The sequence below is a fragment of the Telluria sp. ZB2R32 genome (genome assembly GCF_059685715.1).
The window spans coordinates 817,987-842,808 of sequence record NZ_JCASIG010000002.1; the positions used below are offsets into that span (position 1 = coordinate 817,987).

Annotated in this window: 21 protein-coding genes; 6 read left to right on the top strand and 15 right to left on the bottom strand. The window is 63.5% G+C overall.

Features of this window, described 5'->3' with window-relative positions; all coding sequences use genetic code 11:
• Positions 1-117: 117 nt before the first annotated feature.
• Entirely contained in the window at positions 118-1,605 is a 1,488-nt protein-coding gene (locus tag AC56LG_RS08650; protein ID WP_497165685.1) for an aldehyde dehydrogenase, read from the bottom strand.
• Positions 1,606-1,736: 131 nt separating this feature from the next.
• Between AC56LG_RS08650 and AC56LG_RS08655 the strand changes: the two genes are divergently transcribed.
• On the top strand, positions 1,737-3,197 hold the full coding sequence (locus tag AC56LG_RS08655; protein ID WP_497165686.1) for a high affinity choline transporter 1: 1,461 nt from the start codon (positions 1,737-1,739) through the stop codon (positions 3,195-3,197).
• A gap of 132 nt (positions 3,198-3,329) precedes the next feature.
• Here AC56LG_RS08655 and AC56LG_RS08660 read toward each other — a convergent pair whose 3' ends face one another.
• The 3 genes from AC56LG_RS08660 to AC56LG_RS08670 all read right to left on the bottom strand — a co-directional run bounded on the left by AC56LG_RS08660 (position 3,330) and on the right by AC56LG_RS08670 (position 7,107).
• Positions 3,330-4,742 carry an aspartate aminotransferase family protein gene (locus tag AC56LG_RS08660; protein WP_497165838.1) on the bottom strand — a complete coding sequence of 471 codons (1,413 nt, stop codon included), beginning with the start codon at positions 4,740-4,742 and terminating at the stop codon, positions 3,330-3,332.
• A gap of 87 nt (positions 4,743-4,829) precedes the next feature.
• Complete coding sequence (locus tag AC56LG_RS08665; protein WP_497165839.1) at positions 4,830-6,200, bottom strand: glutamine synthetase family protein; 1,371 nt, start codon at positions 6,198-6,200, stop codon at positions 4,830-4,832.
• A gap of 148 nt (positions 6,201-6,348) precedes the next feature.
• A complete protein-coding gene (locus AC56LG_RS08670; protein ID WP_497165687.1) occupies positions 6,349-7,107 on the bottom strand; it encodes a gamma-glutamyl-gamma-aminobutyrate hydrolase family protein in 759 nt (252 codons plus the stop codon).
• Between the two features lie 371 nt (positions 7,108-7,478).
• Here AC56LG_RS08670 and AC56LG_RS08675 point away from each other — a divergent pair, with 371 nt between their 5' ends.
• Positions 7,479-8,183 carry a PEP-CTERM sorting domain-containing protein gene (locus AC56LG_RS08675; RefSeq protein WP_497165688.1) on the top strand — a complete coding sequence of 235 codons (705 nt, stop codon included), beginning with the start codon at positions 7,479-7,481 and terminating at the stop codon, positions 8,181-8,183.
• Positions 8,184-8,188: 5 nt separating this feature from the next.
• Here the strand turns inward: AC56LG_RS08675 and AC56LG_RS08680 are convergent, their stop codons facing one another.
• Positions 8,189-9,574, bottom strand: a complete 1,386-nt coding sequence (locus AC56LG_RS08680) for a heavy metal sensor histidine kinase (protein ID WP_497165689.1) — start codon at positions 9,572-9,574, stop codon at positions 8,189-8,191.
• Positions 9,571-10,257 carry a heavy metal response regulator transcription factor gene (locus AC56LG_RS08685; protein ID WP_497165690.1) on the bottom strand — a complete coding sequence of 229 codons (687 nt, stop codon included), beginning with the start codon at positions 10,255-10,257 and terminating at the stop codon, positions 9,571-9,573. The genes AC56LG_RS08680 and AC56LG_RS08685 overlap by 4 nt, the downstream gene beginning before the upstream one ends.
• 117 nt (positions 10,258-10,374) lie before the next feature.
• Here AC56LG_RS08685 and AC56LG_RS08690 point away from each other — a divergent pair, with 117 nt between their 5' ends.
• The 4 genes from AC56LG_RS08690 (at position 10,375) to AC56LG_RS08705 (ending at position 13,629) form a co-directional block, all read left to right on the top strand.
• Positions 10,375-10,866, top strand: coding sequence for a GlcG/HbpS family heme-binding protein (locus AC56LG_RS08690; protein ID WP_497165691.1), 492 nt, complete (start codon positions 10,375-10,377; stop codon positions 10,864-10,866).
• Between the two features lie 23 nt (positions 10,867-10,889).
• Positions 10,890-11,309, top strand: a complete 420-nt coding sequence (gene uraH, locus AC56LG_RS08695) for a hydroxyisourate hydrolase (protein ID WP_497165692.1) — start codon at positions 10,890-10,892, stop codon at positions 11,307-11,309.
• Between the two features lie 113 nt (positions 11,310-11,422).
• On the top strand, positions 11,423-11,737 hold the full coding sequence (locus AC56LG_RS08700) for a DUF4844 domain-containing protein (RefSeq protein WP_497165693.1): 315 nt from the start codon (positions 11,423-11,425) through the stop codon (positions 11,735-11,737).
• Between the two features lie 140 nt (positions 11,738-11,877).
• Positions 11,878-13,629 (top strand): carboxylesterase/lipase family protein, encoded by a 1,752-nt coding sequence (locus AC56LG_RS08705; protein ID WP_497165694.1) that lies wholly within the window; start codon positions 11,878-11,880, stop codon positions 13,627-13,629.
• A gap of 375 nt (positions 13,630-14,004) precedes the next feature.
• Here AC56LG_RS08705 and AC56LG_RS08710 read toward each other — a convergent pair whose 3' ends face one another.
• The 9 genes from AC56LG_RS08710 to AC56LG_RS08750 form a co-directional block, all read right to left on the bottom strand.
• The gene (locus AC56LG_RS08710; RefSeq protein ID WP_497165695.1) at positions 14,005-14,418 is read right to left on the bottom strand and encodes a nucleotide pyrophosphohydrolase; all 414 of its coding nucleotides are present in this window, start codon (positions 14,416-14,418) and stop codon (positions 14,005-14,007) included.
• Complete coding sequence (can, locus tag AC56LG_RS08715; protein WP_497165696.1) at positions 14,415-15,092, bottom strand: carbonate dehydratase; 678 nt, start codon at positions 15,090-15,092, stop codon at positions 14,415-14,417. Before can ends, AC56LG_RS08710 begins: the two co-directional genes overlap by 4 nt.
• A gap of 124 nt (positions 15,093-15,216) precedes the next feature.
• Complete coding sequence (dnaJ, locus tag AC56LG_RS08720; protein ID WP_497165697.1) at positions 15,217-16,347, bottom strand: molecular chaperone DnaJ; 1,131 nt, start codon at positions 16,345-16,347, stop codon at positions 15,217-15,219.
• A gap of 101 nt (positions 16,348-16,448) precedes the next feature.
• Positions 16,449-18,392 carry a molecular chaperone DnaK gene (dnaK, locus tag AC56LG_RS08725; protein WP_497165698.1) on the bottom strand — a complete coding sequence of 648 codons (1,944 nt, stop codon included), beginning with the start codon at positions 18,390-18,392 and terminating at the stop codon, positions 16,449-16,451.
• Positions 18,393-18,509: 117 nt separating this feature from the next.
• Positions 18,510-19,055 (bottom strand): nucleotide exchange factor GrpE, encoded by a 546-nt coding sequence (gene grpE / locus AC56LG_RS08730; protein ID WP_497165699.1) that lies wholly within the window; start codon positions 19,053-19,055, stop codon positions 18,510-18,512.
• Positions 19,056-19,658: 603 nt separating this feature from the next.
• Entirely contained in the window at positions 19,659-20,762 is a 1,104-nt protein-coding gene (gene hemH, locus AC56LG_RS08735) for a ferrochelatase (protein ID WP_497165700.1), read from the bottom strand.
• Between the two features lie 164 nt (positions 20,763-20,926).
• On the bottom strand, positions 20,927-21,355 hold the full coding sequence (locus AC56LG_RS08740) for an organic hydroperoxide resistance protein (RefSeq protein WP_497165701.1): 429 nt from the start codon (positions 21,353-21,355) through the stop codon (positions 20,927-20,929).
• A gap of 130 nt (positions 21,356-21,485) precedes the next feature.
• A complete protein-coding gene (locus tag AC56LG_RS08745; RefSeq protein WP_497165702.1) occupies positions 21,486-23,753 on the bottom strand; it encodes a hypothetical protein in 2,268 nt (755 codons plus the stop codon).
• A gap of 549 nt (positions 23,754-24,302) precedes the next feature.
• Positions 24,303-24,815, bottom strand: coding sequence for a hypothetical protein (locus AC56LG_RS08750; protein ID WP_497165703.1), 513 nt, complete (start codon positions 24,813-24,815; stop codon positions 24,303-24,305).
• Positions 24,816-24,822: the final 7 nt, after the last annotated feature.

Here is a 24,822-nt window from a genome sequence, read left to right on the forward strand (position 1 = left end):
GGTTGAACGCGTGGGCGGCATCCAGGCAGCCGGCAGGTATGCTTCTCAGGTATAGCCGCCCACCTTACAGGTCTAATGACCCATGCGGGTCCCCTGATCGTCGCCAGGCAGAGCGTCCTACCCCACCCCAATCCAGGTCGTTTTCAGTTCCGTGTACTTGTCGAAGGCATGCAGCGACTTGTCGCGTCCGTTGCCCGACTGTTTATAGCCGCCGAAGGGCACCGTGATGTCGTCGTTGTCGTACTGGTTCACGTGCACGGTGCCGGCCCGCAGGGCGCGCGACGTGCGGATCGCCTTGTTGATATCGGCGGTCCATATTCCTGCCGCCAGGCCGTAGTGCGTGGCATTCGCCTGGCGTACCGCTTCGCCCAAATCGGTGAACGACAGCACGGATAACACCGGCCCGAAGATTTCCTCGCGTGCGATGCGCATCGATGGCTCGACGTCGTCGAACAGCGTCGGCTCGATGTACAGGCCGCCACTCTCTGCCCGCGCCGCCCTGCCGCCGGCCAGCAGGCGCGCGCCTTCTGCCTTGCCCGACTCGATATAGCCGAGCACGGTCTGCATCTGGATCGGATCGACGATCGCGCCCATCACCGTGGCGTCATCGAGCGGGTCGCCCGGCGCGAAGTCCGGCATCATCGACAAGGCTTTGTCGAGGAAGGCGTCCTTGATCGATGCTTCGACGAACAGGCGCGAGGGTGCATTACAACTTTCTCCCTGGTTGAAATAGATGGCGCCGATGGCGGCGGATACGGCCGCGTCGAGGTCTGGGCAATCGGCGCAGACGATGTTCGCCGACTTGCCGCCGAGCTCGGTCCAGGCGCGTTTTAAATTCGACTGGCCGGCCATCTGCACGATCTGCCTGCCGGTGCGCGTGGAACCGGTAAACGCGATGCAGTCGACGTCCATGTGCAGTCCGAGCGCGCGTCCGGCCTCGTCGCCGAAACCGGGCACGACATTGAAGACGCCGGGCGGCACGCCTGCCTCCAGGGCCAGTTCGGCCAGGCGCAGCGCAGTCAAGGGCGCCTTTTCCGACGGTTTCAGCACCAGGCTGTTGCCGGCGGCCAGCGCCGGGCCGATCTTCCAGGCCGCCATCAGCATCGGATAATTCCAGGGGATGATGGCCGCCACCACGCCGACCGGTTCGCGCGTGACCAGGGCCAGGGCGTTGTCCGCGGTCGGCGCGACCTGGTCGTAGAGCTTGTCAGTCGCTTCGCCGTACCAGCGGATGCAGTTCTGCGCCAGCGCCACGTCGACGCTGCGGCTGTAGCGGATCGGTTTGCCCATGTCGAGGGTTTCCAGCAGCGCCAGCTCGTCGCGGTGGGCCAGCATCAGGTCGGCGAAGCGGACCAGGATTTTCTTGCGTTCGGCGGGCGCCTTGCCGGCCCAGCGGCGGTCGTCGAAGGCGGCGCGGGCGCTGGCCACCGCCGCGTCGACGTCAGGGCCGGCGCAGCGCGCCACCTGCCCCAGCAGGCGGCCATCGACCGGAGAAATGCAATCGAAATGCGTTCCCGCGCGGGCGACGACGCGCGCGCCCTCGATGAAAGCGCGGCCGTCGATCCGGAGTTGGGCGGCGCGTTCGTGCCATGGTGTTGTTGGCATACCAGTGTTCCTTCCAAAGTGAATAGAATCCCCAGGAAAAACAGTGAGAACCTCATCCGTCGGCGAAGTTCTGCCGCTATAATCGCCGATTTTCCGCCCGATAATTTTTACTCCCCGGAGCTGCTGCCACCATGAACTACACATTGATTACCTGCGTCGTGATCTATTTGCTGGGCACGCTGGCGCTGGGAGTATGGGCGGGTACGCGCATCAAGAATACCAGCGACTTCGCCGTGGCCGGGCGCAGCCTGCCGCTGATCATGGTGATCACCACCACGTTTGCCACCTGGTTCGGCGCCGAGACCGTGATGGGCGTGCCGGCCCGCTTCGTGCAGGGCGGCCTGAACGCCGTCATCGAAGACCCGTTCGGCGCCGGTACCTGCCTGATCCTGGTCGGCCTGTTCTTCGCCACCAAACTCTATAAACTCAACCTGCTGACCATCGGCGACTATTACCGCCAGCGCTACGGCAAGGGCATCGAGGTGTTCTGCTCGGTCGCCATCATCCTCAGCTACCTGGGCTGGGTGGCGGCCCAGATCACGGCGCTCGGCCTGGTGTTCTCGGTGCTGACGAACGGCGCCATGGCGCCGGCCATGGGCATGGTGATCGGCACCCTGGCGGTGCTGATCTATGTGGTGGTCGGCGGCTTCCTGGCCGTGGCCCTGACCGACTTCATCCAGATGATCGTGCTGGTGATCGGCATGTCGATCATCGCCTTCTTTGCCGCCGACCTGGCCGGTGGCGCCGGGCGCGTGCTCGACATGGCGCAGAGCGCCGACCTGTGGCGCCTGTGGCCGGAACCGACCTTCACCGACATCGTGTTCTTCTTCGCCGCCGCCATCACGATGATGTTCGGCAGCATTCCGCAGCAGGACGTGTTCCAGCGCGTGATGTCGGCCAAGGATGCCCCGACCGCGCGCACCGGCGCCGTGATCGGCGGCGCCAGCTACATCCTGTTCGGCTTCGTGCCGATGTTCATCGTCGCCGCCGCCGTGGTGGTGATGGGCGACAGCGCGATGGATCTGGCCAAGAACGACTACCAGCGCCTGCTGCCGACTTTCGTGATGACCAAGATGCCGCTGATCATGCAGATCCTGTTCTTCGGCGCCCTGCTCTCGGCCATCAAGAGCACGTCGTCGGCCACCCTGCTGGCGCCGTCGACCAGTTTTACGGAAAACATCCTGAAAAACCTGCGCCCGGGCATGAGCGACAAGCAGCAACTGTTCGCCATGCGCGTCACCATCGTCGTCTTCGCCGCCCTGGTGCTGGCGTATGCAATCGCGATGGAAGGCACGTCGATCTATGAACTGGTGTCGTCGGCCTACCAGGTGACGCTGGTGGCCGCCTTCGTGCCGCTGGTGATGGGGCTGTACTGGAAGCGCGCCACGACCCAGGGCGCGATCCTGTCGATCGGCGCGGGGATGTTCGTGTGGATTCTGTTCTTCCCGCAGATTTCGTCGCTCGGCGAGCAGTTCCCGGGGCAGCTGGCGGGCTTGATCGCGGCGTTTGCCGGCATGTTCATCGGTTCGCTGGCGCCACAGTTTTTAAAAAATCGCACCGAGCCGTCGAAGACGATCGCAGCGGGCGTTTAACAGGTAGGGTGGGCGCCCCGTGCCCACGCGGAATGATGAGCAGTGTTAGCCTATCCCGCAGCCAACAATGATCGACGTTTCGCGTGGGCACGGGGCGCCCACCCTACGTCCTTCCGGCTCCAGGACAACGTGTTACATCCAGCCGCGTGCGCGTACGTCAGCCAGCGTCAAATCCAGGCACAGCCAGATCCGCGCCGCCATTTCGTCGATTTCCGCCTTCGTCATCACCAGCGGCGGCGCCACGATCATCCGGTCTCCCACAGCGCGCATGATGATGCCGTTGTCGAACATGTGCCCGCGGCACAGCATGCCGACCTGCAGCGTGCGCTCGAAAGGCACGCACTCGTGCACCGTCGCCCCTTTTATACGCACCAGGTTCAGGCCCGCCACCATGCCGCAGCTTTCGGCGTGGCCGACCAGCGGGTGTGTCGCCAACTGCTGAAAGGCCGCCTTGAGGTGCGGGCCGGTTTCCAGCGCCACCTTTTCGATCAGGCGTTCGGCGCGCAGGATGCGCAGGTTCTCCAGCGCCGCGGCGCAGGCGACCGGGTGGCCGGAATAAGTAAACCCGTGGTTGAAATCGCCGCCCTGCTCGACCAGCGCGTGCGCCACGCGTTTACCCACGAGGACGCCGCCGAGCGGCACGTAGCCCGAGGTGACGCCCTTGGCAAAGCTGATCAGGTCGGGACGCATGCCCATCGGCTCGGAACCGAACCAGGCGCCGAGCCGCCCGAAACCGCAGATGACTTCGTCGGCCACCAGGAGCACGCCGTACTTGTCGCAGATGCGCTGCACTTCCGGCCAGTAGGTCGGCGGCGGGATGATGACGCCGCCCGCGCCCTGCACCGGCTCGCCGATAAAGGCGGCGACCTTGTCCGGCCCGAGGGCAAGAATCTCGTCTTCGAGCCAGCCGGCCGCCACCAAACCGAAAGCGTTTTCATCCAGGCCTTGCCCGTGTTCGGCGTAGTTCGGCTGGCCGATGTGGCGGATGCCGGGAATCGGCAAGCCGCCCTGGGCGTGCATGCCGGCCATGCCGCCCAGCGAGGCGCCCGCCAGCGTGCTGCCGTGGTAGGCGTTGTGGCGGCTGATGATGACTTGCCGTTCGGGCTGGCCGAGGATGTCCCAGTAGCGCCGCACCATGCGCACGACCGTGTCGTTCGCTTCCGAGCCGGAGCCGGTAAAGAACACGTGGCTGAACTGCGGCGGCGCCAGCGCCACCAGTTCGGCCGCCAGTTGCACGGCGGGGACGTTGGTGGTGTTGAAAAAACTGTTATAGAAGGGCAGCGTTTCCATCTGCCGGTACACGGCTTGCGAGATCGCCGTGCGGCCATAGCCCACGTTCACGCACCACAGGCCCGACATGCCGTCGATCAGCTGGTGGCCGTCGGAATCCCACAAGTACACGCCCTGCCCGCGCACGATCACGCGCGCGCCCTTGCCGCGCAGCGCCGCGTGGTCGGTGAACGGGTGCAGGAAGTGCGCCGCGTCGAGCGCCTGGATGGCGCGGGTGTCGAAGGTCTCCACGTCGGGAATACCTGCGGAGATCATGCTGGCGGCGAGCACCGCCGATTCGTCGGTTGCCATGACGGCACCTCGTTTATGGTTGTAATCCCTGGTTTTGGATAACGGCTCAGATCAAACGTGCAGCAACAAGTGTTCGCGCTCCCATGGACTGATGACGGTCATGAATTCCTGGTGCTCGAGTTCCTTGATCGCCGAATAGACATCGATGAAACGGTCGCCCAGCACTTCGCGCAGGCGCGTCTCGTTGCGCACCAGGGTCAGCGCTTCGGGCAGCCCCTGCGGCAGTTCGACCGGCATCTTGTAGGCGCTGCCTTCGACAATCGGGGTCGGCTCCAGCGCATCGACCATGCCGAGGTAGCCGCAGGCGAGCGTCACCGCCAGCGCCAGGTACGGGTTGGCGTCGGCGCCGATGATGCGGTTTTCGATGCGGCGGTCCTGCGCGCCCGACACCGGCACCCGGAAGCCGACGGTGCGGTTGTCGACGCCCCATTGCAGGTTGATCGGCGCGGCCGTATGGCGCACGATGCGGCGGTAGGAGTTGACGTAGGGCGCGACGATCGCCATGGCCGAGGGCATGTAGCGCTGCAGCCCGCCGATGTACTGGTGGAACAATTGTGATGCCTTGCCGTCGCCGTCGCTGAAGATGTTGCGCCCGGTTTCCGCATCGACCACGCTCTGGTGCACGTGCATCGCCGAACCCGGCTCGTTGGCCATCGGCTTGGCCATGAAGGTGGCGTACATGTCGTGTTTTAACGCCGCCTCGCGCAGGGTGCGCTTGAAATAGAAGACTTTATCGGCCAGGCCGAGCGGGTCGCCGTGCTGGAAGTTGATTTCCATCTGGCCAGCGCCGATCTCGTGGATCAGGGTGTCGACGTCGAGGTTCATCAGGTCGCAGTAATCGTAGATGTCCTCGAACAGCGGATCGAATTCGTTGACGGCGTCGATGCTGTAGACCTGGCGGCTGGTTTCGGCGCGGCCGCTGCGGCCGATCGGGGCGGCCAGCGGCAGGTCGGGGTCGATGTTCTTCGCGGTCAGATAAAACTCGAGTTCGGGCGCGACCAGCGGCTTCCAGCCCTTCTCGTCATAGAGTTTCAGTACCCGGCGCAGCACCGAGCGCGGCGCGAAATCGACCAGCGTGCCGTCAGCAAAATAACAGTCGTGGATCACTTGCGCAGTGGGATCGACCGCCCACGGCACCATGGTGATGGTGGTCGGGTCGGCCTTCAGGATCATGTCGCGGTCGGTGGCCGAAATGGCGCGGTCGTAGGCTTCATCGTCAGTCGGCGAATTGCCGGTGACGGTCATGCCGAGTACGGCTTCGGGCAGGCGCATGCCGCGCTCTTCGGTAAATTTTACTCGCGGCAGGATCTTGCCGCGGGCAACGCCGGTCAGGTCGGGGACCAGGCATTCGATTTCGGTGACGCGCTTGGCATTGAGCCACTCGTCCATGTCGGTGTAGGAAAAATTCTCGCGGATTGCCATCATTGCCTCGTGGTGTGTTCAGGGTCGCAAGGACGCAACGCGCGTCCTGCACGTGGGGAGAGAGCGAGGCAGAGCTAAGGGACGGCGCTGGCCGGAACGCAGGCACCTGGGTAGGCCACCGAGCGGGCCACTGAGCGGGTCCGGATCGTCATGGCCGCCCCTGTTTTTTGGCGCGGTAGTCGCGGCAAGCCTGGCCAAAGGCGCCGAACATCTTCATGGAATACGGATTGTGGGTGATGCGCCATTCGGGATGCCATTGCACCGCCAGCGTAAAACCGGGTGCTGCGCCGACCGAGAACGCTTCCACCAGGCCATCTTCGGCTGTGGCTTCGACGACCAGTCCCGGCGCCAGTTCGTTGACGCCCTGCCCGTGCAGCGAATTGACGGGAATCTCGTCAGCGCCAACAATCGCGTGCAGCATGCCGCCTTCGACCAGCCGGACCTTATGGGCATCGCCGTATTGCTCGTCCATGCCGAGTTCGGGGTTTTCGCGGTGGTCGAATTTCCCTTCCACCATCTGCACCGCCTGGTGCAGCGAGCCGCCCAGGGCCACGTTCATCTCCTGGAAACCGCGGCAGATCGCAATGATCGGGATGCCCCGTCCCACGGCCGCACGGATCAGCGGCAGGGTCGTTTCGTCGCGCGCCGGGTCTTGCGGCAGCGATGGATCGAGCACCTCTTCCGAGTAATAGCTGGGGTGCACGTTCGAGGCGGAACCGGTGAGCATGATCCCGTCGCACAGCTGCAGCATCGTCTCCAGGTCGAGGTCCTTGCCCAGCGAAGGCAGGATCATGGGAGCGCAGTCGGCGCCAAGGACGATGGCGTCGACATACTTGTGCTGGGCCGCGTGGTACGGATGTTCGCCGAAATCACGCGTGCAAGCTGGAACGATAACGATGGGGCGCATGGTGTCTACCTTGTTCGTGAGCGCACTGAGACCATCATACGAGCAATCTGGTCGGAGCGCGAGAGGCCATTAATCCAGATCAAACACGGTGCCGATGCCGCGCATGCGGTGTGCCGATCTGCTAATAAATCTGCGGTTTCATAACAAAAGCATAACGTCAACCTAAAAACAGTGCCAACACGATCCGCTGACCACGCCTCGAATCCCTTATTCAAGGCGAATGCTTCTCAAAAATTCTGTCGAAAATTCTTACATTTCGCATTTTGATCTTCCTCACGGAAACACTAAGTGATTGAAAGAAATAACTATTTCTTTTGTGGCACAACAATTGCTTATAGCTCATCAACAAAATCCTTCATAGAGAGATCACCATGCGCCTGCTGAACAAAATCGTTGCCGCCACCGTCCTCGCCTTCGGCGTCACCTCGGCCGCCCACGCGACCTATACCAACAGCCACTACAACAGCCACTACATCACGACCAGCGATCCATACGCGTTCACGCTGAACGTCGACAAGAAGCCAGACACGACGATCAAGACGGCCAATCTCTCGCTGTACTTTGCGGACATCTTCGATTTGTTTGGCAAGACCTACGAAACGGTGACGGTCAAACTCGACAACACGATCGCGGGTACCGTCAGCAACGTCAACTGGTTCGGCGATTATTACGATTTCAACGTGCCGCCTTCGATGCTTAATGACGGCAAGTTGAACGTATCGATCAGCCTGGGCTGCAACCTGGTGAAACACGGTGTCTGCAAATCCGAGCAGGACGTCTGGCTCAAGGACGTGCTGCTGTCGATCAACCGCGTGCCGACCGTGCCGGTCACGCCGCCGGTTGTAACGCCACCGGTTGTGACGCCGCCTGTCGTGACGCCGCCTGTCGTGACGCCGCCTGTGACGCCGACCGAGCCAACCGACCCGGTGCCGCCGATCGTGACCTTCCCTGAGCCGCCAACCACGATCGACCCGACCCCGCCGACCACCCCGGCCGAAGTGCCGGAACCAGCCACCCTGCTGACCCTGGCCGCTGGCCTGATGGGCCTGGCCGCCGCGCGCCGCCGCCGCGCCTGATCCTTCTACTCCACTGGAAACACGAGCACGAAGGTGCTCGTGTCCGGACCCGGCCGCACCTCCGCGCGGCCGCCATGCAAGTGCATGATGGCGCTGACGATCGCCAGCCCCAGGCCGGTCGACCCGGCGCCCGCACTGCGCGCCGCGTCGGCGCGGTAGAAGCGATCGAACAGATAGGGCAGGTCGCGCGCATCGATCGGCTTGCCCCTGTTGGTCACCGTCAGCTCGGTCTCCTGGCCGGCTGCGCTTGCGCTCACGGTAGCGGCCAGCGTGATCACGCTGCCCGGCTGCGCATGGCGGATCGCGTTCGACAGCAGATTAGCCAGTGCCCGCCGCAGCAACTGGGCATCGGCCAGCACGGTTCCGCTGGCGGCGTCATCGATGGTCACGCCGCGCTCCTCGGCCATGCCCTCGAAAAATGCGCGCATGCGCGCAAACTCCTCTCCGATCGCCAATGGCTGGCGCACCGTGGCCACGTCTTCCTGGCGGGCACGCGCAAGAAACAGCATGCTGTCGACCATGCGCGACAGGCGTTCGAACTCTTCCACGTTTGAAGCGAGCAATTCCTCGTACTCGTCCGGGCTGCGCCGCTGCGCCAGCGCCACCTGGGTCTGGCCCAGCAGGTTGTTGACCGGGGTACGGAACTCGTGGGCCAGATCGGCCGAAAAGCCCGACAGGCGCGTGTAGCCGTCGTGCAGGCGCGCCAGCATGGCGTTCAGGGCTGCGATCAGCGGGCGCAGTTCGCTGGGCGCATCCGCGCTGTCGAGCTGGCTGTCGAGCCTGCCCGGCCGCACCAGGGCGGCATGCGCGGCGATCGCCCGTAATGGCCGCAGGCCACGCGCCAGCAACAACACGGCGAGCACGCCCGCGAGCATGGCTGCCAGCGCACAGGCCAGCACGATTTGCTGGCGGTAGCGCGCGAACATGGCCGTGCGGTCGGCATAGACGCGCGCCACGGTGATGCGCAGCAGCTGTCCATCGAGCCGCGCCGTTCCCGCCACCACCTGGCCCGGGGCGCCGCCACGGCTGGTCCAGGCCAGGATCGCGCTGCGGGTCGGCGCGGCCGCGGCCGGCGGCAAGGGATACGTTTCGCCCGGCGCGTTAATGTCGAGCAGGACCTTTCCGTGTGCATCCTCGATGCGCACCAGCGAATTTTCCTGGCCGCTCATCGTGTCGCGAAAGTATTGCGGGCGCTCCCGCAGCAGCGCCTGGGCGCCGGCGCTGCCGAGCAATTGCTGCACCTGGCGCAGCTTGCCGAGCAGGGCGATGTCGTCGCGGCGCGCGATCTCGCCGACAAACGCGCGGTACAGGTACAGGCCGAGGCCGGCCGCGCTCAGGGCCACGATCAGCACGAAGGCGAGACTGACGCGCAGGGTCAGCGAACCCCTCATTCACCCTGCTCCGCGTCGCATACATATCCCATGCCGCGCCTGGTATGGATCAGCTTGATCATAAACGGGTCGTCGAGCTTGCGCCGCAGGCGCCGGATCGCCGCGTCGATGACGTTGGTATCGCTGTCGAAATTCATGTCCCAGACCTGGGAAGCGATCAGGGAGCGCGACAGCACCTGGCCCTGGCGCCGCGCCAGCAGGTGCAGCAGATTGAATTCCTGCGTGGTGAGCACCACCTGCCGGCCCTGACGCCGGACCTTGCGCCGCACGACATCGATTTCCATGTCGCCAATGCACAGCAGTTCGTCCTCGCGCACCGGCGCGCGCCGCAGCAAGGTACGGATGCGCGCCACTAGTTCCACGAATGCAAAGGGCTTGACCAGGTAATCGTCGGCGCCCAGTTCCAGGCCCTTGACCCGGTCCTGCACCTCGTCGCGTGCGGTCAAAAACAGGACCGGCAATTGCGCCGTCGCTTCATGGGCACGCAGCGCCGCCAATACTTCCCAACCGTTCATACCTGGCAGCATGACGTCGAGCACCACCAGGTCGACTTCTTCCTCGCCGGCGATCTGCAACCCGTCGCGCCCGTTGCGCGCCAGGCTGGCGCCAAACCCCGACTCGCGCAGGCCGCGCTGCAGGTAGTCGCCGGTCTTCGGCTCGTCTTCGATGATGAGGATGTGCATGGCGGCCATTTTAAGCTGCCGGGATGGCGTCGAACATGACAGGATTGTCATCCTGGCGTCAGGCTGGCGTCGCCATCGGCCGGGTAAAGTAAGTGCTTCATCTCAGCAGAGGATCCCATGACCAAACTTGTCCTGGCGCTGTGCGCCGCGTTGCTGACGCAGCCGGCACTTGCCGCCCTGCCGCCCCCGGCCGACCTGTCGCTCGATGCCGCCAACGGCCTTGCCGCCGCGGCGATCGGCGCTTGCCGTGCGCAGGGCCGCGCCATCGTGGTCGCCATCGTCGATCGCGGCGGCAACCTGGTGGCCGTGCAGCGCGCCGATGGCGTCGGCCCGCACAACACCGAGGCCAGCCGGCGCAAGGCCTATACGGCGCTGTCGACCCGCAACAGCACGCTCGCGCTGGCCCGCAATGCCGCCGCCGAACCCGATACCCGCAACCTGGCGACCCTGCCCGAACTGCTGCTGCTCGGCGGCGGCGTGCCGCTGCGTAGCGGCGGGCAGGTCGTCGGCGCCATTGGCGTGGCCGGCGGCGGCGGCGCCGTCAACGACCACGCCTGCGCGCTGGCCGCCATTACGGCCACGCCGCCATTCGAAGCCTCCCGCAACTGATTTATCCTTCAAAGGAATCCACCATGCCCAGTATCGCCCGTACCTTCTTCGCCGCCAGCCTGCTGAGCGCTTGCCTGCATGCCGCGGCAGCGCCTGCAGCAGACAATCCCCTCAGCGTCCATATCCTCGACCTGCAAAGCGGGCAGCCGACCGCGGGCGTGGCCGTCACGCTCGAGAGGCGCGATGGCCGCGACTGGCGCGCGCTCGCCAACGCCGTCACCGATGCCCAGGGTCGGGTGCGCGCCCTGTACCCGGCCGGCAAACCATTGGCCGCCGGCGCCTACCGCATCGTCTTCAAGACCGGCGAGCACTACGCGCGCCTGCGCCAGCCGACCTTCTTCGACCAGATTCCGGTCGAGTTCAAGGTCGAGAATACCACCCAGCACTATCACATCCCCCTGCTGCTGAGTCCATACGGCTACTCGACCTACCGCGGCAACTGACGCGCAGCAGGACGGGGGAGTGGCCGGAAACGGTCTACCATGCGGGATGAACCTGGCCAACGAGTATCCCCCCATGCCATCCATGAAGCACTCCTTCCTGCCGCCGGGTTCACATGGAGCGTGACCCACTGGCGGCTGGCGTCGATGCGCCGCTGTTCATCGTGCCGCGCGTGCTCGACGGCTTGCGCGCGTACCGGAACTCGGCATGCCTGGCGGATGAACTGGTGCAGCTGGCCGATACGCTGCTGGCGGGAATCGAAGCACATCCAACCAAATTCTGGGTGTTGAAGCAGTTTCAAAAGACGCTGGATGCGCTGGGCGACCACGACGCCCAGGCGCGCGAGCACGTATGCGGTGAGCTGGAAAAGCTGATGGCGATGCTCGGTATCGCCAGTTCGGATGGGGTACTCGGCATTCACCACCGGTAGCGCCGCAATTCGCAACCATATGTCGGCGCCAGCCGCTGACTCCTGCTCCACGCCGTTCCATTACCCGTTATGATCAATTGACCGCGATCAAATTGATCATACGCGTCCACAGAACAGCCAACGATCCCAGGAGACAAGCAGTGAAAAAGCAAGCGTCGCCGTATCTCATTCCCATCGCCATTCCCCTGAAAACCCTGCTCGCCTCGAGCATTGCCGCCGTGCTGCTGGCCGCCTGCGGCGGCAACGACAACGACGTAGCGCCGCCCTCGCGCGTGGCGATGGACGTCGTGCGTACCGCCGGCGGCGAAGTGCGCGCCGTCGACCGCCTCGGCATGCGCAGCTATTTCGCGATTCCCTTCGCCGCTCCGCCGGTCGGCGCGCGGCGCTGGACGGCGCCGGCGCCGGCGCAACCGTGGACCACCACGCTGGCCGCCACCAAGTCGGCGGCACCCTGCCTGCAGACCAGCGCCAGCCCGTTCCGGATGTCCGGCGACAGCGAAGACTGCCTGTATCTCGACGTGCACGCGCCGACCGGACTCGGGCCGTTCCCGGTCATGGTCAACCTGCATGGCGGCGCCTTCAATACCGGCGGCGCCGCGGTGTATGCCGACCCGTCGCCGCTCGTGAATAAAGGCGTGATCGTGGTGAATGTCGGCTACCGCCTCGGCGCCATGGGTTTCCTCGCGCATCCGACCCTGGCCGCCGACGGCGCCGCCGGCAATTACGGCATCATGGACCAGCAGGCGGCCTTGCGCTGGGTGCAGGACAATATCGTCCAGTTCGCAGGCGACAAGAACAACGTCACCCTGTTCGGCGAATCGGCCGGCGGCTTCAGCGTGATGGTGCACCTGGCTTCGCCCGGCTCGCGGGGCCTGTTCAACAAGGCGATGATCCAGAGCGGTAACTACGGCAACGACCGCCAGCTGAGCGCGGCGCAGATGGGCGCCGTCAGCGGCTCCATCGTCGACACGGCGATCAACGCCGCCCGCACCGCCGGCGTCAGCGGCATCAACTGCGCCGCGGGCGCGGTCACGGCGGCATGCCTGCGCAGCCTGCCGGACGCGGTAATCCGCACCTACCTGGCCGACGCCATCAGCACCGCCCTGCCGATCATGGTGCCTTCGGTGGACGGCAAGGTGCTGCCGCAGTCGGTCAAGGCGACCTTCGCCGCCGGCGAGAACATCAAGGTGCCGACCGTGAACGGCACCAATCAGGACGAATACGCACTGTACATCGCGATCAACGAAGCCGCGCGCCGGGCGGCAGCGACGCCGCCGAACGTCGATCCGGCCAACACCAGCTTCGCGCTGCCGGCCGCGGGCTACGCGCCGACCATCGCCGGCCTGACGGCGGGGACCGGCATCAACGTCAACGAGGTCATCTCTACCTATTACCCGCTGACGAACTACGGTAGCAATCCGGCTACCCAGCCGAGCCTGGCGGCGTCGAGCCTGGCGACCGACCTCGGCTTCTCGTGCCCGGCCCTGCGCACCTCGCAGCGCATCGCTTCTCAGGGTTCGCCGGTCTACATGTACGAATTCCGCGACCAGACCGCCTTGCCGACGGTCGGCGTGGCCAACGGCCGCTACACCCTGAGCTTCCCGCAGGGCGCGGCACACTCCTACGACCTGCAATACCTGTACAACCTGGGCGACCTGCAAAACGACGAACGGCGCGCGCTGCAGACGGCGATGACGCTTTACTGGAGCAATTTTGCCAAGACCGGGAATCCGAACAGCGGCGGCACCGTGCCGGCGGAATGGCCGGCCTTTACGGGGCCGGACAAGGTGCTGGGGCTGGACGTGGCGTCGGGTGGCGGTGTGAAGGCATTGAGTACCTTCGATGCGGATCACAAGTGCTCGACGGCGTGGGCGCGGGTCGTAACGTTCTGATTGCCTGAGTCGAGACAGTCGCATACGCAGGGTGGGCTCTCCGGGCCCACGCGTTACGGGCGTGTCACTCGGCCCGTAACGGCAATGTACCGCTCATTAACGTTTGCAAATGCACGTTTGCAAATGCCGCGTAGCGATATGTTGCGGCGAACGCAGAGTGGAAGCGTGCGTAACGCGTGGGCTCGGAGAGCCCACCCTACGAGGTTGTGAAAAAAAATCGCCATGGCTGCGTTGCCTCGTCTCGTCGTGCACTCGTACTGTCTTCGACTCGGCGCCGGGGGGCCGTATCCCTTGCCCTGACGATTTTTTCACAACCTCTACGATACACAAGAGCCAGTGCTGTTTGCCAACAAATCAGCACGCAGGCGCCGCGTGTTATTTATCCTTGTACTCGTGATCCTTGTACTCGTGATCCTTGTACTCGTCATATTTGCGCGCGTCGCCGCGCACTTTATCGGCGGGATACTTGGCGCGGTTGAGGACCATCTTTTCCTCGACCGCCGCCATCAGGTCGACGTCGAGTTTGTCGGCCAGGCGCACCAGGTAGACCAACACGTCGGCCATCTCATGGCGCACTTCGGTCAGCCTGGCGTCGCCGAGTTCGTCGCTGCGGCCATGCTGCAGCCACTGGAAATGTTCCAGCAGCTCGGCGGCCTCGACCGCCAGCGCCGACGACAGATTCTTCGGCGTATGAAACTGGTCCCAGTCGCGCTCGTCGACGAAGGTGCGCACCAGTTCGCGCAGGCGGGACAAGTCTCCAACCTTGCCCTGCCCCTCGTCGGAGCTCACAGCTCTTCCCCGCGGTCGCGGTAGCCGTCGAGCACGACTTCGAGCTTGGGAGCGATTTCCTCGAAATTGCTGACCGTGATGCCGAGGTCGCGCAATAAACCGTCGTGCACGCCGTAGACCCAGCTGTGGATGGTCAGCGGCTGGCCGCGTTCCCAGGCGTCGCGCACGATCGTCGTGTGGGCGACATTGATGACCTGCTCGGCCACGTTCAGTTCGACCAGGCGGTTGGTGGCCGACACGCCGGCCACGTTGCCCAGGTATTTGCCGTGCTTGTCGCGCACGTCGCGCACGTGGCCGAGCCAGTTGTCGGCCAGGCCGACGCGGGTGTTGGTCAGCGCCGCATGCACGCCGCCGCAGCCGTAATGGCCGCAGATGATGATGTGCTTGACCTTCAGGACGTCGACCGCGAACTGCAACACGGACAGGCAGTTCAGGTCCGAGTGCACGACCACGTTGGCGATATTGCGGTGCACGAACAGTTCGCCCGGCGCCATGCCGAGCAGTTCGTTGGCCGGCACGCGGCTGTCCGAGCAGCCGATCCACAGGTACTCGGGTGCTTGCTGCGAGGCCAGGTCTTTGAAATAGCCCGGGTCTTGCTCGACCATCGAGCCCGCCCATTCACGGTTGCGCTTGAAAAGGTCGGCAGCCGTGAGGCCGGTCGGGGTTTTTGCCATCTGATTCTCCTGCTGGTTTGAGCTGCGCGTATTGTAAACGCAACACAGAAACGCCACACCGCCGCACGCGGGACAAAAAAAACCGCCGGGGGCTGGCGCCGCCCGGCGGTTTTATTACAGCATCTTACTCGAAGAAGTCTTTGACCTTGTCCATCCAGCCCTTGCTTTGCGGGCTGTGCTTGGCGCCGCCTTCGTTGGTCAGACGGTCGAACTCGCGCAGCAGGTCTTTCTGCTTGTCGGTCAGTTTGACCGGGGTCTCGACCACCATGTGGCAGAACAAGTCGCCGGCATAGCCCGAACGCACGCCCTTGATGCCTTTGCCCTTGAGGCGGAATGTCTTGCCGGTCTGCGTGCCTTCCGGCACCGTGAACGAGACTTTACCGGTCAGCGTCGGTACTTCGATCTCGCCGCCCAGGGCCGCTTTCGAGAACGAGATCGGCATTTCGCAATGCAGGTCGTCGCCTTCGCGCTGGAACACCGCGTGCGGCTTGATGTGGATCTCGACGTACAGGTCGCCCGACGGACCGCCATTCGTGCCCGGTTCGCCGTTGCCGGTCGAGCGGATGCGCATGCCGTTGTCGATACCGGCCGGGATTTTCACTTCCAGCGTCTTGTTGCGCTTGATGCGTCCGGCGCCCGAGCACGATGGGCATGGTTCCGGGATCATCTTGCCGCTGCCGTGGCACTTCGGGCAGGTTTGCTGGATGCTGAAGAAGCCCTGCTGCATACGGACCTGGCCATGACCGGCGCAGGTGGTGCAGGTAACCGGCTGCGTGCCCGGCTTGGCGCCGCTGCCGTGGCAGGTGTCGCACTTGTCCCAACTCGGCACGCGGATCGTCGTGTCGAAGCCGTTGGCTGCCTGCTCGAGCGTGATCTCGAGGTTGTAGCGCAGGTCGGCGCCGCGGTAGACCTGCGGTCCGCCGCCGCCGCGCCCACCGCGGCCGCCGCCAAAGATGTCGCCGAAGATATCGCCGAAGGCATCGCCGAAACCGCCGGCGCCGCCGCCGAAGCCGCCGCCCCCCATGTTCGGATCGACGCCGGCGTGACCGTAGCGGTCATAGGCCTCGCGCTTCTCCGGATTGGTCAGCATCTCGTAGGCTTCCTTGACCTCCTTGAACTTCTCTTCCGCTTCCTTGTTGTCCGGGTTGCGGTCAGGGTGGTACTTCATCGCCAGCTTGCGATAAGACTTTTTAATTTCTTCTTCCGAAGCACCCTTCGCGACCCCAAGGATCTCGTAAAAATCACGCTTTGCCATTTGGCACCTTGCTGTTATCTGCTAATCGAACTGTCTGAACAAAAAAACCGAGCCGCGAACCTTGTGGATTCATCGGCTCGGCCGTTTTATGCGAATGTTAATTACTTCGCGTCTTTGACTTCTTTGAAATCGGCGTCGACGACGTCGTCAGCCTGGGCCGACGATTCCGCACCGCCCTGCTGGGCACCACCTTCGGCACCCGCACCGCCAGCCTGCTGCGCCTGCATGTCGGCGTACATCTTCTCGCCCAGCTTTTGCGCAGCGGTCGTCAGGGCCGCGGTCTTGGCTTCGATGTCGCCCTTGTCGCCGGACTTGATCGAACCCTCGAGGTCGGTGATGGCCGCTTCGATCTTTTCCTTCTCGCCCGCTTCCAGCTTGTCGCCGTATTCGGTCAGCGACTTGCGGGTCGAGTGGACCAGCGCGTCGGCCTGGTTGCGCGACTCGGCCAGTTCCTTGATCTTCTTGTCTTCCTCGGCGTTCAGCTCGGCGTCCTTCACCATCTTCTGGATTTCGTCCTCGGTCAGGCCCGAGTTCGCCTTGATGGTGATCTTGTTTTCCTTGCCGGTGGCCTTGTCTTTCGCGCCGACGTGCAGGATGCCGTTGGCGTCGATGTCGAAGGTCACTTCGATCTGCGGGGTGCCGCGTGCTGCCGGCGGGATGCCCTCGAGATTGAATTCGCCCAGGCCCTTGTTGCCGGCCGCGATTTCACGCTCGCCCTGATACACCTTGATGGTCACTGCCGGCTGGTTGTCGTCGGCGGTCGAGAACACTTGCGAGAACTTGGTCGGAATCGTGGTGTTCTTGTGGATCATCTTGGTCATCACGCCGCCCAGGGTTTCGATACCCAGCGACAGTGGCGTCACGTCCAGCAGCAGCAAGTCCTTGCGTTCGCCCGACAGGACCGAACCTTGAATCGCGGCGCCGACGGCGACGGCTTCGTCCGGGTTCACGTCCTTGCGTGGATCCTTGCCGAAGAACTCTTTGACTTTTTCCTGCACCTTCGGCATGCGGGTCATGCCGCCGACCAGGATGATGTCGTCGATATCGGACACCTTGACGCCGGCATCCTTGATCGCGGTACGGCATGGCTCGATCGTCTTGGCGATCAGTTCCTCGACCAGCGATTCCAGCTTGGCGCGGGTCATTTTCAGGTTCAGGTGGACCGGCGCGCCGTTCGCCATGGCGATGTACGGCTCGTTGATTTCGGTCTGCTGCGACGACGACAGTTCGATCTTCGCGCGCTCGGCCGACGCCTTGATGCGCTGCAGGGCGATCGCGTCTTTCGACAGGTCGAGGCCGTTGATCTTCTTGAATTCGTCGATGATGTAATCGATGACGCGCTGGTCGAAGTCTTCGCCGCCGAGGAAGGTGTCGCCGTTGGTCGACAGCACTTCGAACTGCTTTTCGCCGTCCACGTCCGCGATCTCGATGATCGAGACGTCGAAGGTGCCGCCGCCGAGGTCATACACGGCGATCTTGCGGTCGCCCTTTTCGGTCTTGTCCAGGCCGAAAGCCAGTGCAGCCGCGGTCGGCTCGTTGATGATGCGCTTGACGTCCAGGCCCGCGATACGGCCGGCATCCTTGGTTGCCTGGCGCTGCGAGTCGTTGAAGTAGGCCGGCACGGTGATGACCGCTTCGGTGACTTCTTCGCCGAGGTAGTCTTCGGCGGTCTTCTTCATCTTGCGCAGGATTTCAGCCGACACCTGCTGGGCGGCCAGCTTCTTGTCGCGCACGCCGATCCAGGCGTCGCCGTTCTCGGCCTTGACGATCGCGTACGGCATCAGGCCGATGTCCTTCTGGACTTCCTTCTCGTCGTACTTGCGGCCGATCAGGCGCTTGACGGCGAACAGGGTATTTTTTGGATTGGTGACGGCCTGGCGTTTCGCAGGTGCACCGACGAGGATCTCGCCATCTTCCTGGTAAGCGATGATCGACGGCGTGGTACGCGCGCCTTCCGCGTTTTCAATGACCTTTGGCTGGCCGTTTTCCATGATCGCAACGCACGAGTTGGTGGTGCCCAGGTCGATACCGATGATTCTGCCCATGATTTTTTTCCTTTGAATTACTGAAGTTTCGGATGTATTGGAATATTGGGAAAAACTGCGTGTTTTCAAGGGGCCGGCCCTCCGGGGCCTCTTGCCACTTGGCACAGGATGTTTTTCTTATTTTGCCTGCGCTGCGGTGACGATGGCCGGGCGCAACAGGCGGTCGGCGATCATGTAACCCTTTTGCAGCACGCTGACCACGGTATTGGCTTCCTGGTCGGCCGGCACCACGGCCACGGCCTGGTGCTTGTTCGGATCGAGCTTGTCGCCCTGCGCCGGCAGCACTTCGACCAGGCGGTTCTTCTCGAACGCGGCGGTCAACTGCTTGAGCGTCATCTCGACGCCTTCCTTGATCGATTCGACCGTCGGGCTTTCCACCTTCAATGCCATCTCGAGGCTGTCGCGTACCGGCACCATGGCCTCGGCGAAACTTTCGATGGCAAATTTGTGGGCTTTACTGACGTCTTCCTGGGCGCGGCGGCGGATGTTCTCGGCGTCGGCCTTGGCACGCATGAACGCGTCGTGCATTTCAGCCAGCTTGGCTTCGGTCGCACTCAGCTGTTCTTCGAGGCCTGGCTCTCCGGTTGGGGACGTGGCCTGTGCAGCAGGAGCAGCATCGCTCTCCGGCTGGGGAATCACCTCTGGATTTTCTTGATCATGCATCGAAAACACTCCTGAAATCAAATACTTGGCTGAATAATGAGACGGACATAACTCGTCGTACAGCGCCGCATATGGGGCGATCTCCTACAACTTCAAGGGGTATTGCACAGAGGCCGGCAGAAAGACTGACAACATTTGTTACAACAGTTACCGATGAGCTGATTCTTTCCCGCGCGAAGCGCTCTACCATGCTCGCAAGACGCGTCACGACGTCTTTCGAACAAGAACCAGGGCCAAGGGAGCCAGCATGAAATTGCGAATGATCAGCAGCGCCGTCGTGGTCTACACCGCGCTGGCAGTGGCGTGCATCTGCTACGCCGGGGTATAGAACACACCGTCAAAACGTGCCATTTTAACAGGTCCGCGAAGCGGACCGGGAGGCTGGGCCTAGGCGGCCCCGCGGTTCCCCGCCCAGTGATAGGTAAGGCCCAATACGGCACGCCCGTACTGGCACCCAATTGTGTAGCGCGCGGGCCTGTGGAACGCGTGGGCGGCAAAGCCGCCCACCTTACATGTGTGATCAGACCCGTAGGGTGGGCGGGTTCCCCGCCCACGCGGTGATAGTTGAACTCAGATCTTCCACGCCAGTGCCGGCATACGGATTTATGCGCCTAAGCGCAACGCATGCTCGCGCCCCACTTCCGCCTCGCGTCGCTGCACCTCCCGCTGGGACGGACTCATCATGGTCGGCCAGCCAATCAAATGCTGCTCGGCGATCTCGGCCAGCCCGACGATCCAGGTCGGCGCCTCGTTCAGGCATGGAATATAGTGAAATTCCTTGCCGCCCGCCGCCTCGAAATCGTGCTTCACTTCCATCGAGATCTCTTCCAGGGTTTCCAGGCAATCGCTGGTGAAGCCAGGGCAGATCACGTCCACGCGCTCAATACCCTGGCGCGCCAGTTCCGCCACGGTCGGCGCCGTGTACGGCTGCAGCCACTCGGCCTTGCCGAAACGCGACTGGAAGGTAACCAGGTAGTCGTCGGGCGACAGCCGCAGGCGTGCCGCCAGCAATCGCGCCGTCTTCTGGCATTCGCAGTAATACGGATCGCCCAGCATCAGGGTGCGCTTGGGCACGCCATGGAAACTCATCACCAGCTTTTGCCCGCGCCCGTGCGCTTCCCAGTGCGCCAGCACGGTATCGTGCAGCGCGTCGATATAGCCGTCGTGGTCGTGGTAGTGCTTGACCAGGCGCAGTTCGGGCACGTTGCGGATGTTCTTGTAATGGGCAAACACGGCGTCCCAGATCGACCCGGTGGTCGTGCCCGAATATTGTGGATAGGCCGGCAGCACGGCGATGCGGTCGCAGCCCTCCGCCTTCAACGCATCGAGCACTTCCGGCAACGATGGTGAGCCGTAGCGCATCGCCATGCGTACCTGCACGCCTTCATGGCCGCGCTCCTGCAGCGCTTCGCCCAGCAGGTCGGCCTGCTTCTGCGTGTGCACCTTCAGGGGCGAACCTTCACGCGTCCAGATCATCTGGTATTTCTTGGCGGAGGCGCCCGAGCGGAACGGCAGGATGATCAGGTTCAGGATGAACCACCACACCAGGCGCGGAATCTCGACCACGCGCGGGTCGGACAGGAACTGCTTCAGATAGCGCTTCACCGCCGGCCGCGTCGGCGCGTCGGGCGTGCCGAGGTTAACGAGCACGATGGCGCTGCGCGGGAGCGAGCCGTGGGTGTGAGCGGGTTCTTTTCTGAAGGGCATAAGCGAATGGGTGACGAATGGGGCCTTCATTATAGGTGCGCCCGTTGCCGCATTCGAGTTGATATTCTCGATCGGTGCGATAGCCCAGCCGTTCGGCAATGTCATTGCCACGGAAGGCAAAAAAAACGCCGCCCGGAAGCGGCGTCTGGCTGCTGCATGTCGCTTTAGGTCGTGACTTTCAGGCGCACGTCGATGTTGCCGCGCGTCGCATTCGAGTATGGGCAGACGATATGCGCCTTGTCGACCAGTTCCTGCAACTGGCCCTGCTCCATGCCGGGGCCGTGAATGGTCAGGTCGACTTCGATGCCGAAGCCGGTCGGGATCTGGCCGATGCCGACCTCGCCGGTCACGGTCAACTCTTCCGGCAGTTTCACTTTGGCCTGGCCGGCGACGAATTTCAGCGCGCCGAGGAAGCAGGCCGAATAGCCGGCCGCAAACAGTTGCTCGGGATTGGTGCCAGTGGCGCCATTGCCGCCGAGTTCTTTCGGCGTCGTCAGCTTGACGTCCAGCACGCCGTTGTCGCTACGCGAGGTGCCTTCGCGGCCGCCCTGCGAGGTGGCCTTGGCGCGGTACAGGACTTTGTCGATGCTCATGCGAACCTCCTTTGTTTTGGTTGGAGGGAGATTGTGGCAGATGCATGAGCGGTGGAGCGCCCGGTAGAGGTGGAGCCGGCCTGGGCCTCCCCGGTCGCGCCAAACGCACGTGGACGAGGGATGTCCAGTCTTACAGGCCATTGATGAAATACAGCGTCGTGTTGCCGATGCTGCCGACCGAACGGGCTACGACGGCCGAGTGCGGGCCGGTAGCAACGACGGTGCGGCGGTCGCCCAGCAGGATCGGTGGTTGCGGCCAGCGCAGGTCGGTAATCTGGAGGCGGCGACTGCCGATCAGGTCGGTCGTACCCCCCTGGGCGCCGGCCTGCGCGTTCAGGTAATCGACTTCGAATACGCTCCTGGACGAATCGTTCGCACCGAATCCCTGCGCACTGTCCCACACATCGACCGCCCCGTAGGTCTTTTCCGGAATGTTCAACAGCCGCATCACTCGGCCTTCAGGTGCGAGGATCCAGCCGATGCGCTTGCCAGTAGCCAACGATGCGTAGCTGTAACCGTCTTGCATCGTGTCACCCTGGAATCGGGTCTGGCCGAACCCCTGCCACAATGGTTTGGGCGACGAACTGTTCAGCACTGCCGTCGGACCATCGAATGCGTAGCGCGACAGGTTATTTTCCGTCGTTTTCTGGTTCACCACGACAATTTCGCGCGGCCCGTTGAAGGCAATGTCGCTCATGTAGGCTTCAGGCGACTGCGAAACGACTGCGCCGGCGCGATACACAGTGAAGCCCACGTTATGCGCCTGCACTACGGCCACGGTATCGGGCTCTGCCGGCGAGATGGCCAGCGACGTCACCGGACGCTGCAGGCCGGTAACGCGCCAGCCCAGTGCACCGGCTGCGCCCACGTCGACGCGCTGGAAACCGTTCTCTTCCGGTAGCGTGACGTAAGCGACACTGCCGCTGCCGGACACGGTCACCTGGCCTGGCTGGCTCGACAGTGGATAGCGGGCTTCGATGCTGCCGTCCGCGGGACGCAGCACAACCAATGAATTTCCGATTGGGCCGCCCTCGGGGCCGATGATCCCGACCAGGCGGTCCCGCTGGCGGTCATAGGCCATGCCGCTCAGCGGCATCGTTACCGAAAGCACACTGACATCCTGTGCAAGCGCCGGCTGGGTCACCATCTTCGGGGTGGCGACCGCTTCCACCGCGCCCAGGTCGAACACCATCAGCTTGACCCGCTTGTGGAAGGCATCGTCGATCTGCAGCGCTACCCGTCCTTGGCCGGCATCGACCACGCGCTTCAGTTCCGGCGAGTAGTTGCTGCCGTCGGCGAGCGGCGCGAATGCGAACACGGCCCGGCGCTTCAGGGTGAAGCGGTCGCTGGCGTACTCCGACAGCACCAGGCCGGGTTCCCCGGAACTGCCGAAACTTTGCACGGAGACTTCGGACAGCGTTCCCTGGTCGGCCAGGGCGGTGAAAAAGCCGCCCATGCCGTAAGGCTTTATGTTGACGCGTAATGTTGCGGGATCGACGATGTTGCCACCCTCGAGCAGCACCCGGCCGTTGTAGCGTTGCAGCGTATTCTCATCGCAGCACGTGGAGATGCCTGGAAACTGGGGCGCCAGCATCTGGCCCTGGACGGGAATGCGCAGCATGATGCGTGCGCTATCCTCGGTGTCGAGCGACAACAAGGTGTCGGCGTCGGCGAATATCACCTGCGTCGCCTTGTTATTGAGGACAGGGCCCACTTCGAGCGTCTGCGGCCATTTGACGCCATCCTGCCAGACAGCGAGGCGATCGAACATATTCAGGCCAAGCACGCTCTTGCGGCCGGCAGAGACCGCGACGGTACCAGCGTTGCCGGGACGTACCGACAGCGAAGTGGGGTAATAACCCTTGTCGCGCCCTTCGGTCAATTCAATCTCGCGCACCAGGCGGCGCGTCGACAGTTCGTACTGCCGCACCGTGCCGTTTGCGAGACCAACGTACAGCACGCTGCTGTCGTCGGCGATTGCCATGGTGGTCGCGGCAGCGGGCAGGTCGATGCTCCACGCAGTCTGCAACGTCAGCGGCGACAGGCCGAGCAGGGTAGTACTGCCGGCAGCTGCCGATGGCGCCACCAGCAACTGGTCGCGCTGCCGGTCATATGCCATGGCGTCGGCATACAAGTCGCGCACTGCGCCTGGCGCGAGCGAGGCCGTCGCGGTGCGCAGGTCGCCGCCCTCGAAGCGTACCGCCACGGTCGCGACAAGCTGCTGCGGAACGGGCGTCGGCGCCGGCGCCACGGGCGGCGTGACGACTGGCGATGGCGTTGGCCCTACGGTTGACACAGGAGGGGGTGCGCTACCACCGCCGCCACCGCCACCGCCACCGCAGCCTGCCATGACCGCTGCCAGTCCCAGCACTAGAATTCGTTGCAACATCCGGTTCATCGAAACTGCCTTGCTGGCGCCAGCCCCGGCACCTGATGCTTGGTCAACGAACGATGGCCAGTGTTCGCCGTGGCGCCGGTCGACGCCCACGCAGGATCATACATTGGAGTGCACCTGAGAAATCTATCGGATTGTCACCCTGGATGCTGTGCATGCGTGCGGTGCCCAACCGCCTGGTATCTGGAAACGAAAGTGGTGGCGCTCAACGAAACGCCCGGCACGAGCCAGGTTTATGTTCGGCGCAAGCAGGCAGCGATCCGAAAAATAATACGGAGAAGTATTGATGCGGACCGAAATACTCACGGAGCAAGCCCGGAATTTTGTCGTATTCAGACACGCTGCCGGTTGGGTGCTTACCTATCTGACTGGCAGCGTCGGCCTCTACGAAGTCAGTATCCGCCTTACCGAAGATGAGGTTGCTGCGATCTGCCTAAGGCCGGATTTTGCCAAAGCTCTGGCAGAGCAGTTTCGTCGTGCCCCTCAAGACTATCAAGCCCGGGAACTTCGCCCTTCAATTTTTCCACCCGATAGCTGAATCTGAATGTATGCTCAGCGGTCACTCGACCAATCCAGAAAATCGCCCAGCGTTTCTGGAGACGACATCTGAAGAAGCGCCTCGGCCAAGTCATGCTGGTGCTTGGCAACCGCAAACGCAGCGAGTGCACACGCCGTAAAGGCGGTATCCCATGGGCGGCCGGATACCTTTTCCACCAGGCCCGGAAGCCGAGCCAGGGACTGAAAATACGATGCTTCCAAGTCGTTGGGAATGCCAACCCCGCTCCTGTGCCGGCAGATCTCGACCCATGCGGGAAAATGAAAATACACTTCGCTCGCCGTCTCCGGAGACGTGCCGAGTGCCTGTACGACGTGCGGAACTGCCGCGAATGAAGCCGTATGCACGTCCCCTTGATGGGCAAGGGAACTCCATAAGCTGAACCATGGATCGGCACCCCCGCTGTCGCCGGGCAAGGTATGTAGCTGCGCCAGCAGTGCGGGAATGTTTACGGCGCTGCCATACGCATCTTCCAATTCAGCCCAGCGCGGGCTATTCAGGTCGAGCATGGATGCT

Coding starts and splice junctions, on each gene's coding strand:
- grpE (WP_497165699.1), bottom strand. CDS start 19,055: ATGCATGATCAAGAAAATCCAGAGGTGATTCCCCAGCCGGAGAGCGAT.
- can (WP_497165696.1), bottom strand. CDS start 15,092: ATGGCAAAAACCCCGACCGGCCTCACGGCTGCCGACCTTTTCAAGCGC.
- AC56LG_RS08740 (WP_497165701.1), bottom strand. CDS start 21,355: ATGAGCATCGACAAAGTCCTGTACCGCGCCAAGGCCACCTCGCAGGGC.
- AC56LG_RS08650 (WP_497165685.1), bottom strand. CDS start 1,605: ATGCCAACAACACCATGGCACGAACGCGCCGCCCAACTCCGGATCGAC.
- AC56LG_RS08670 (WP_497165687.1), bottom strand. CDS start 7,107: ATGCGCCCCATCGTTATCGTTCCAGCTTGCACGCGTGATTTCGGCGAA.
- AC56LG_RS08655 (WP_497165686.1), top strand. CDS start 1,737: ATGAACTACACATTGATTACCTGCGTCGTGATCTATTTGCTGGGCACG.
- AC56LG_RS08700 (WP_497165693.1), top strand. CDS start 11,423: ATGGAGCGTGACCCACTGGCGGCTGGCGTCGATGCGCCGCTGTTCATC.
- AC56LG_RS08675 (WP_497165688.1), top strand. CDS start 7,479: ATGCGCCTGCTGAACAAAATCGTTGCCGCCACCGTCCTCGCCTTCGGC.
- AC56LG_RS08665 (WP_497165839.1), bottom strand. CDS start 6,200: ATGGCAATCCGCGAGAATTTTTCCTACACCGACATGGACGAGTGGCTC.
- dnaK (WP_497165698.1), bottom strand. CDS start 18,392: ATGGGCAGAATCATCGGTATCGACCTGGGCACCACCAACTCGTGCGTT.
- AC56LG_RS08745 (WP_497165702.1), bottom strand. CDS start 23,753: ATGAACCGGATGTTGCAACGAATTCTAGTGCTGGGACTGGCAGCGGTC.
- dnaJ (WP_497165697.1), bottom strand. CDS start 16,347: ATGGCAAAGCGTGATTTTTACGAGATCCTTGGGGTCGCGAAGGGTGCT.
- AC56LG_RS08680 (WP_497165689.1), bottom strand. CDS start 9,574: ATGAGGGGTTCGCTGACCCTGCGCGTCAGTCTCGCCTTCGTGCTGATC.
- AC56LG_RS08690 (WP_497165691.1), top strand. CDS start 10,375: ATGACCAAACTTGTCCTGGCGCTGTGCGCCGCGTTGCTGACGCAGCCG.
- hemH (WP_497165700.1), bottom strand. CDS start 20,762: ATGCCCTTCAGAAAAGAACCCGCTCACACCCACGGCTCGCTCCCGCGC.
- uraH (WP_497165692.1), top strand. CDS start 10,890: ATGCCCAGTATCGCCCGTACCTTCTTCGCCGCCAGCCTGCTGAGCGCT.
- AC56LG_RS08685 (WP_497165690.1), bottom strand. CDS start 10,257: ATGCACATCCTCATCATCGAAGACGAGCCGAAGACCGGCGACTACCTG.
- AC56LG_RS08750 (WP_497165703.1), bottom strand. CDS start 24,815: ATGCTCGACCTGAATAGCCCGCGCTGGGCTGAATTGGAAGATGCGTAT.
- AC56LG_RS08660 (WP_497165838.1), bottom strand. CDS start 4,742: ATGATCTCCGCAGGTATTCCCGACGTGGAGACCTTCGACACCCGCGCC.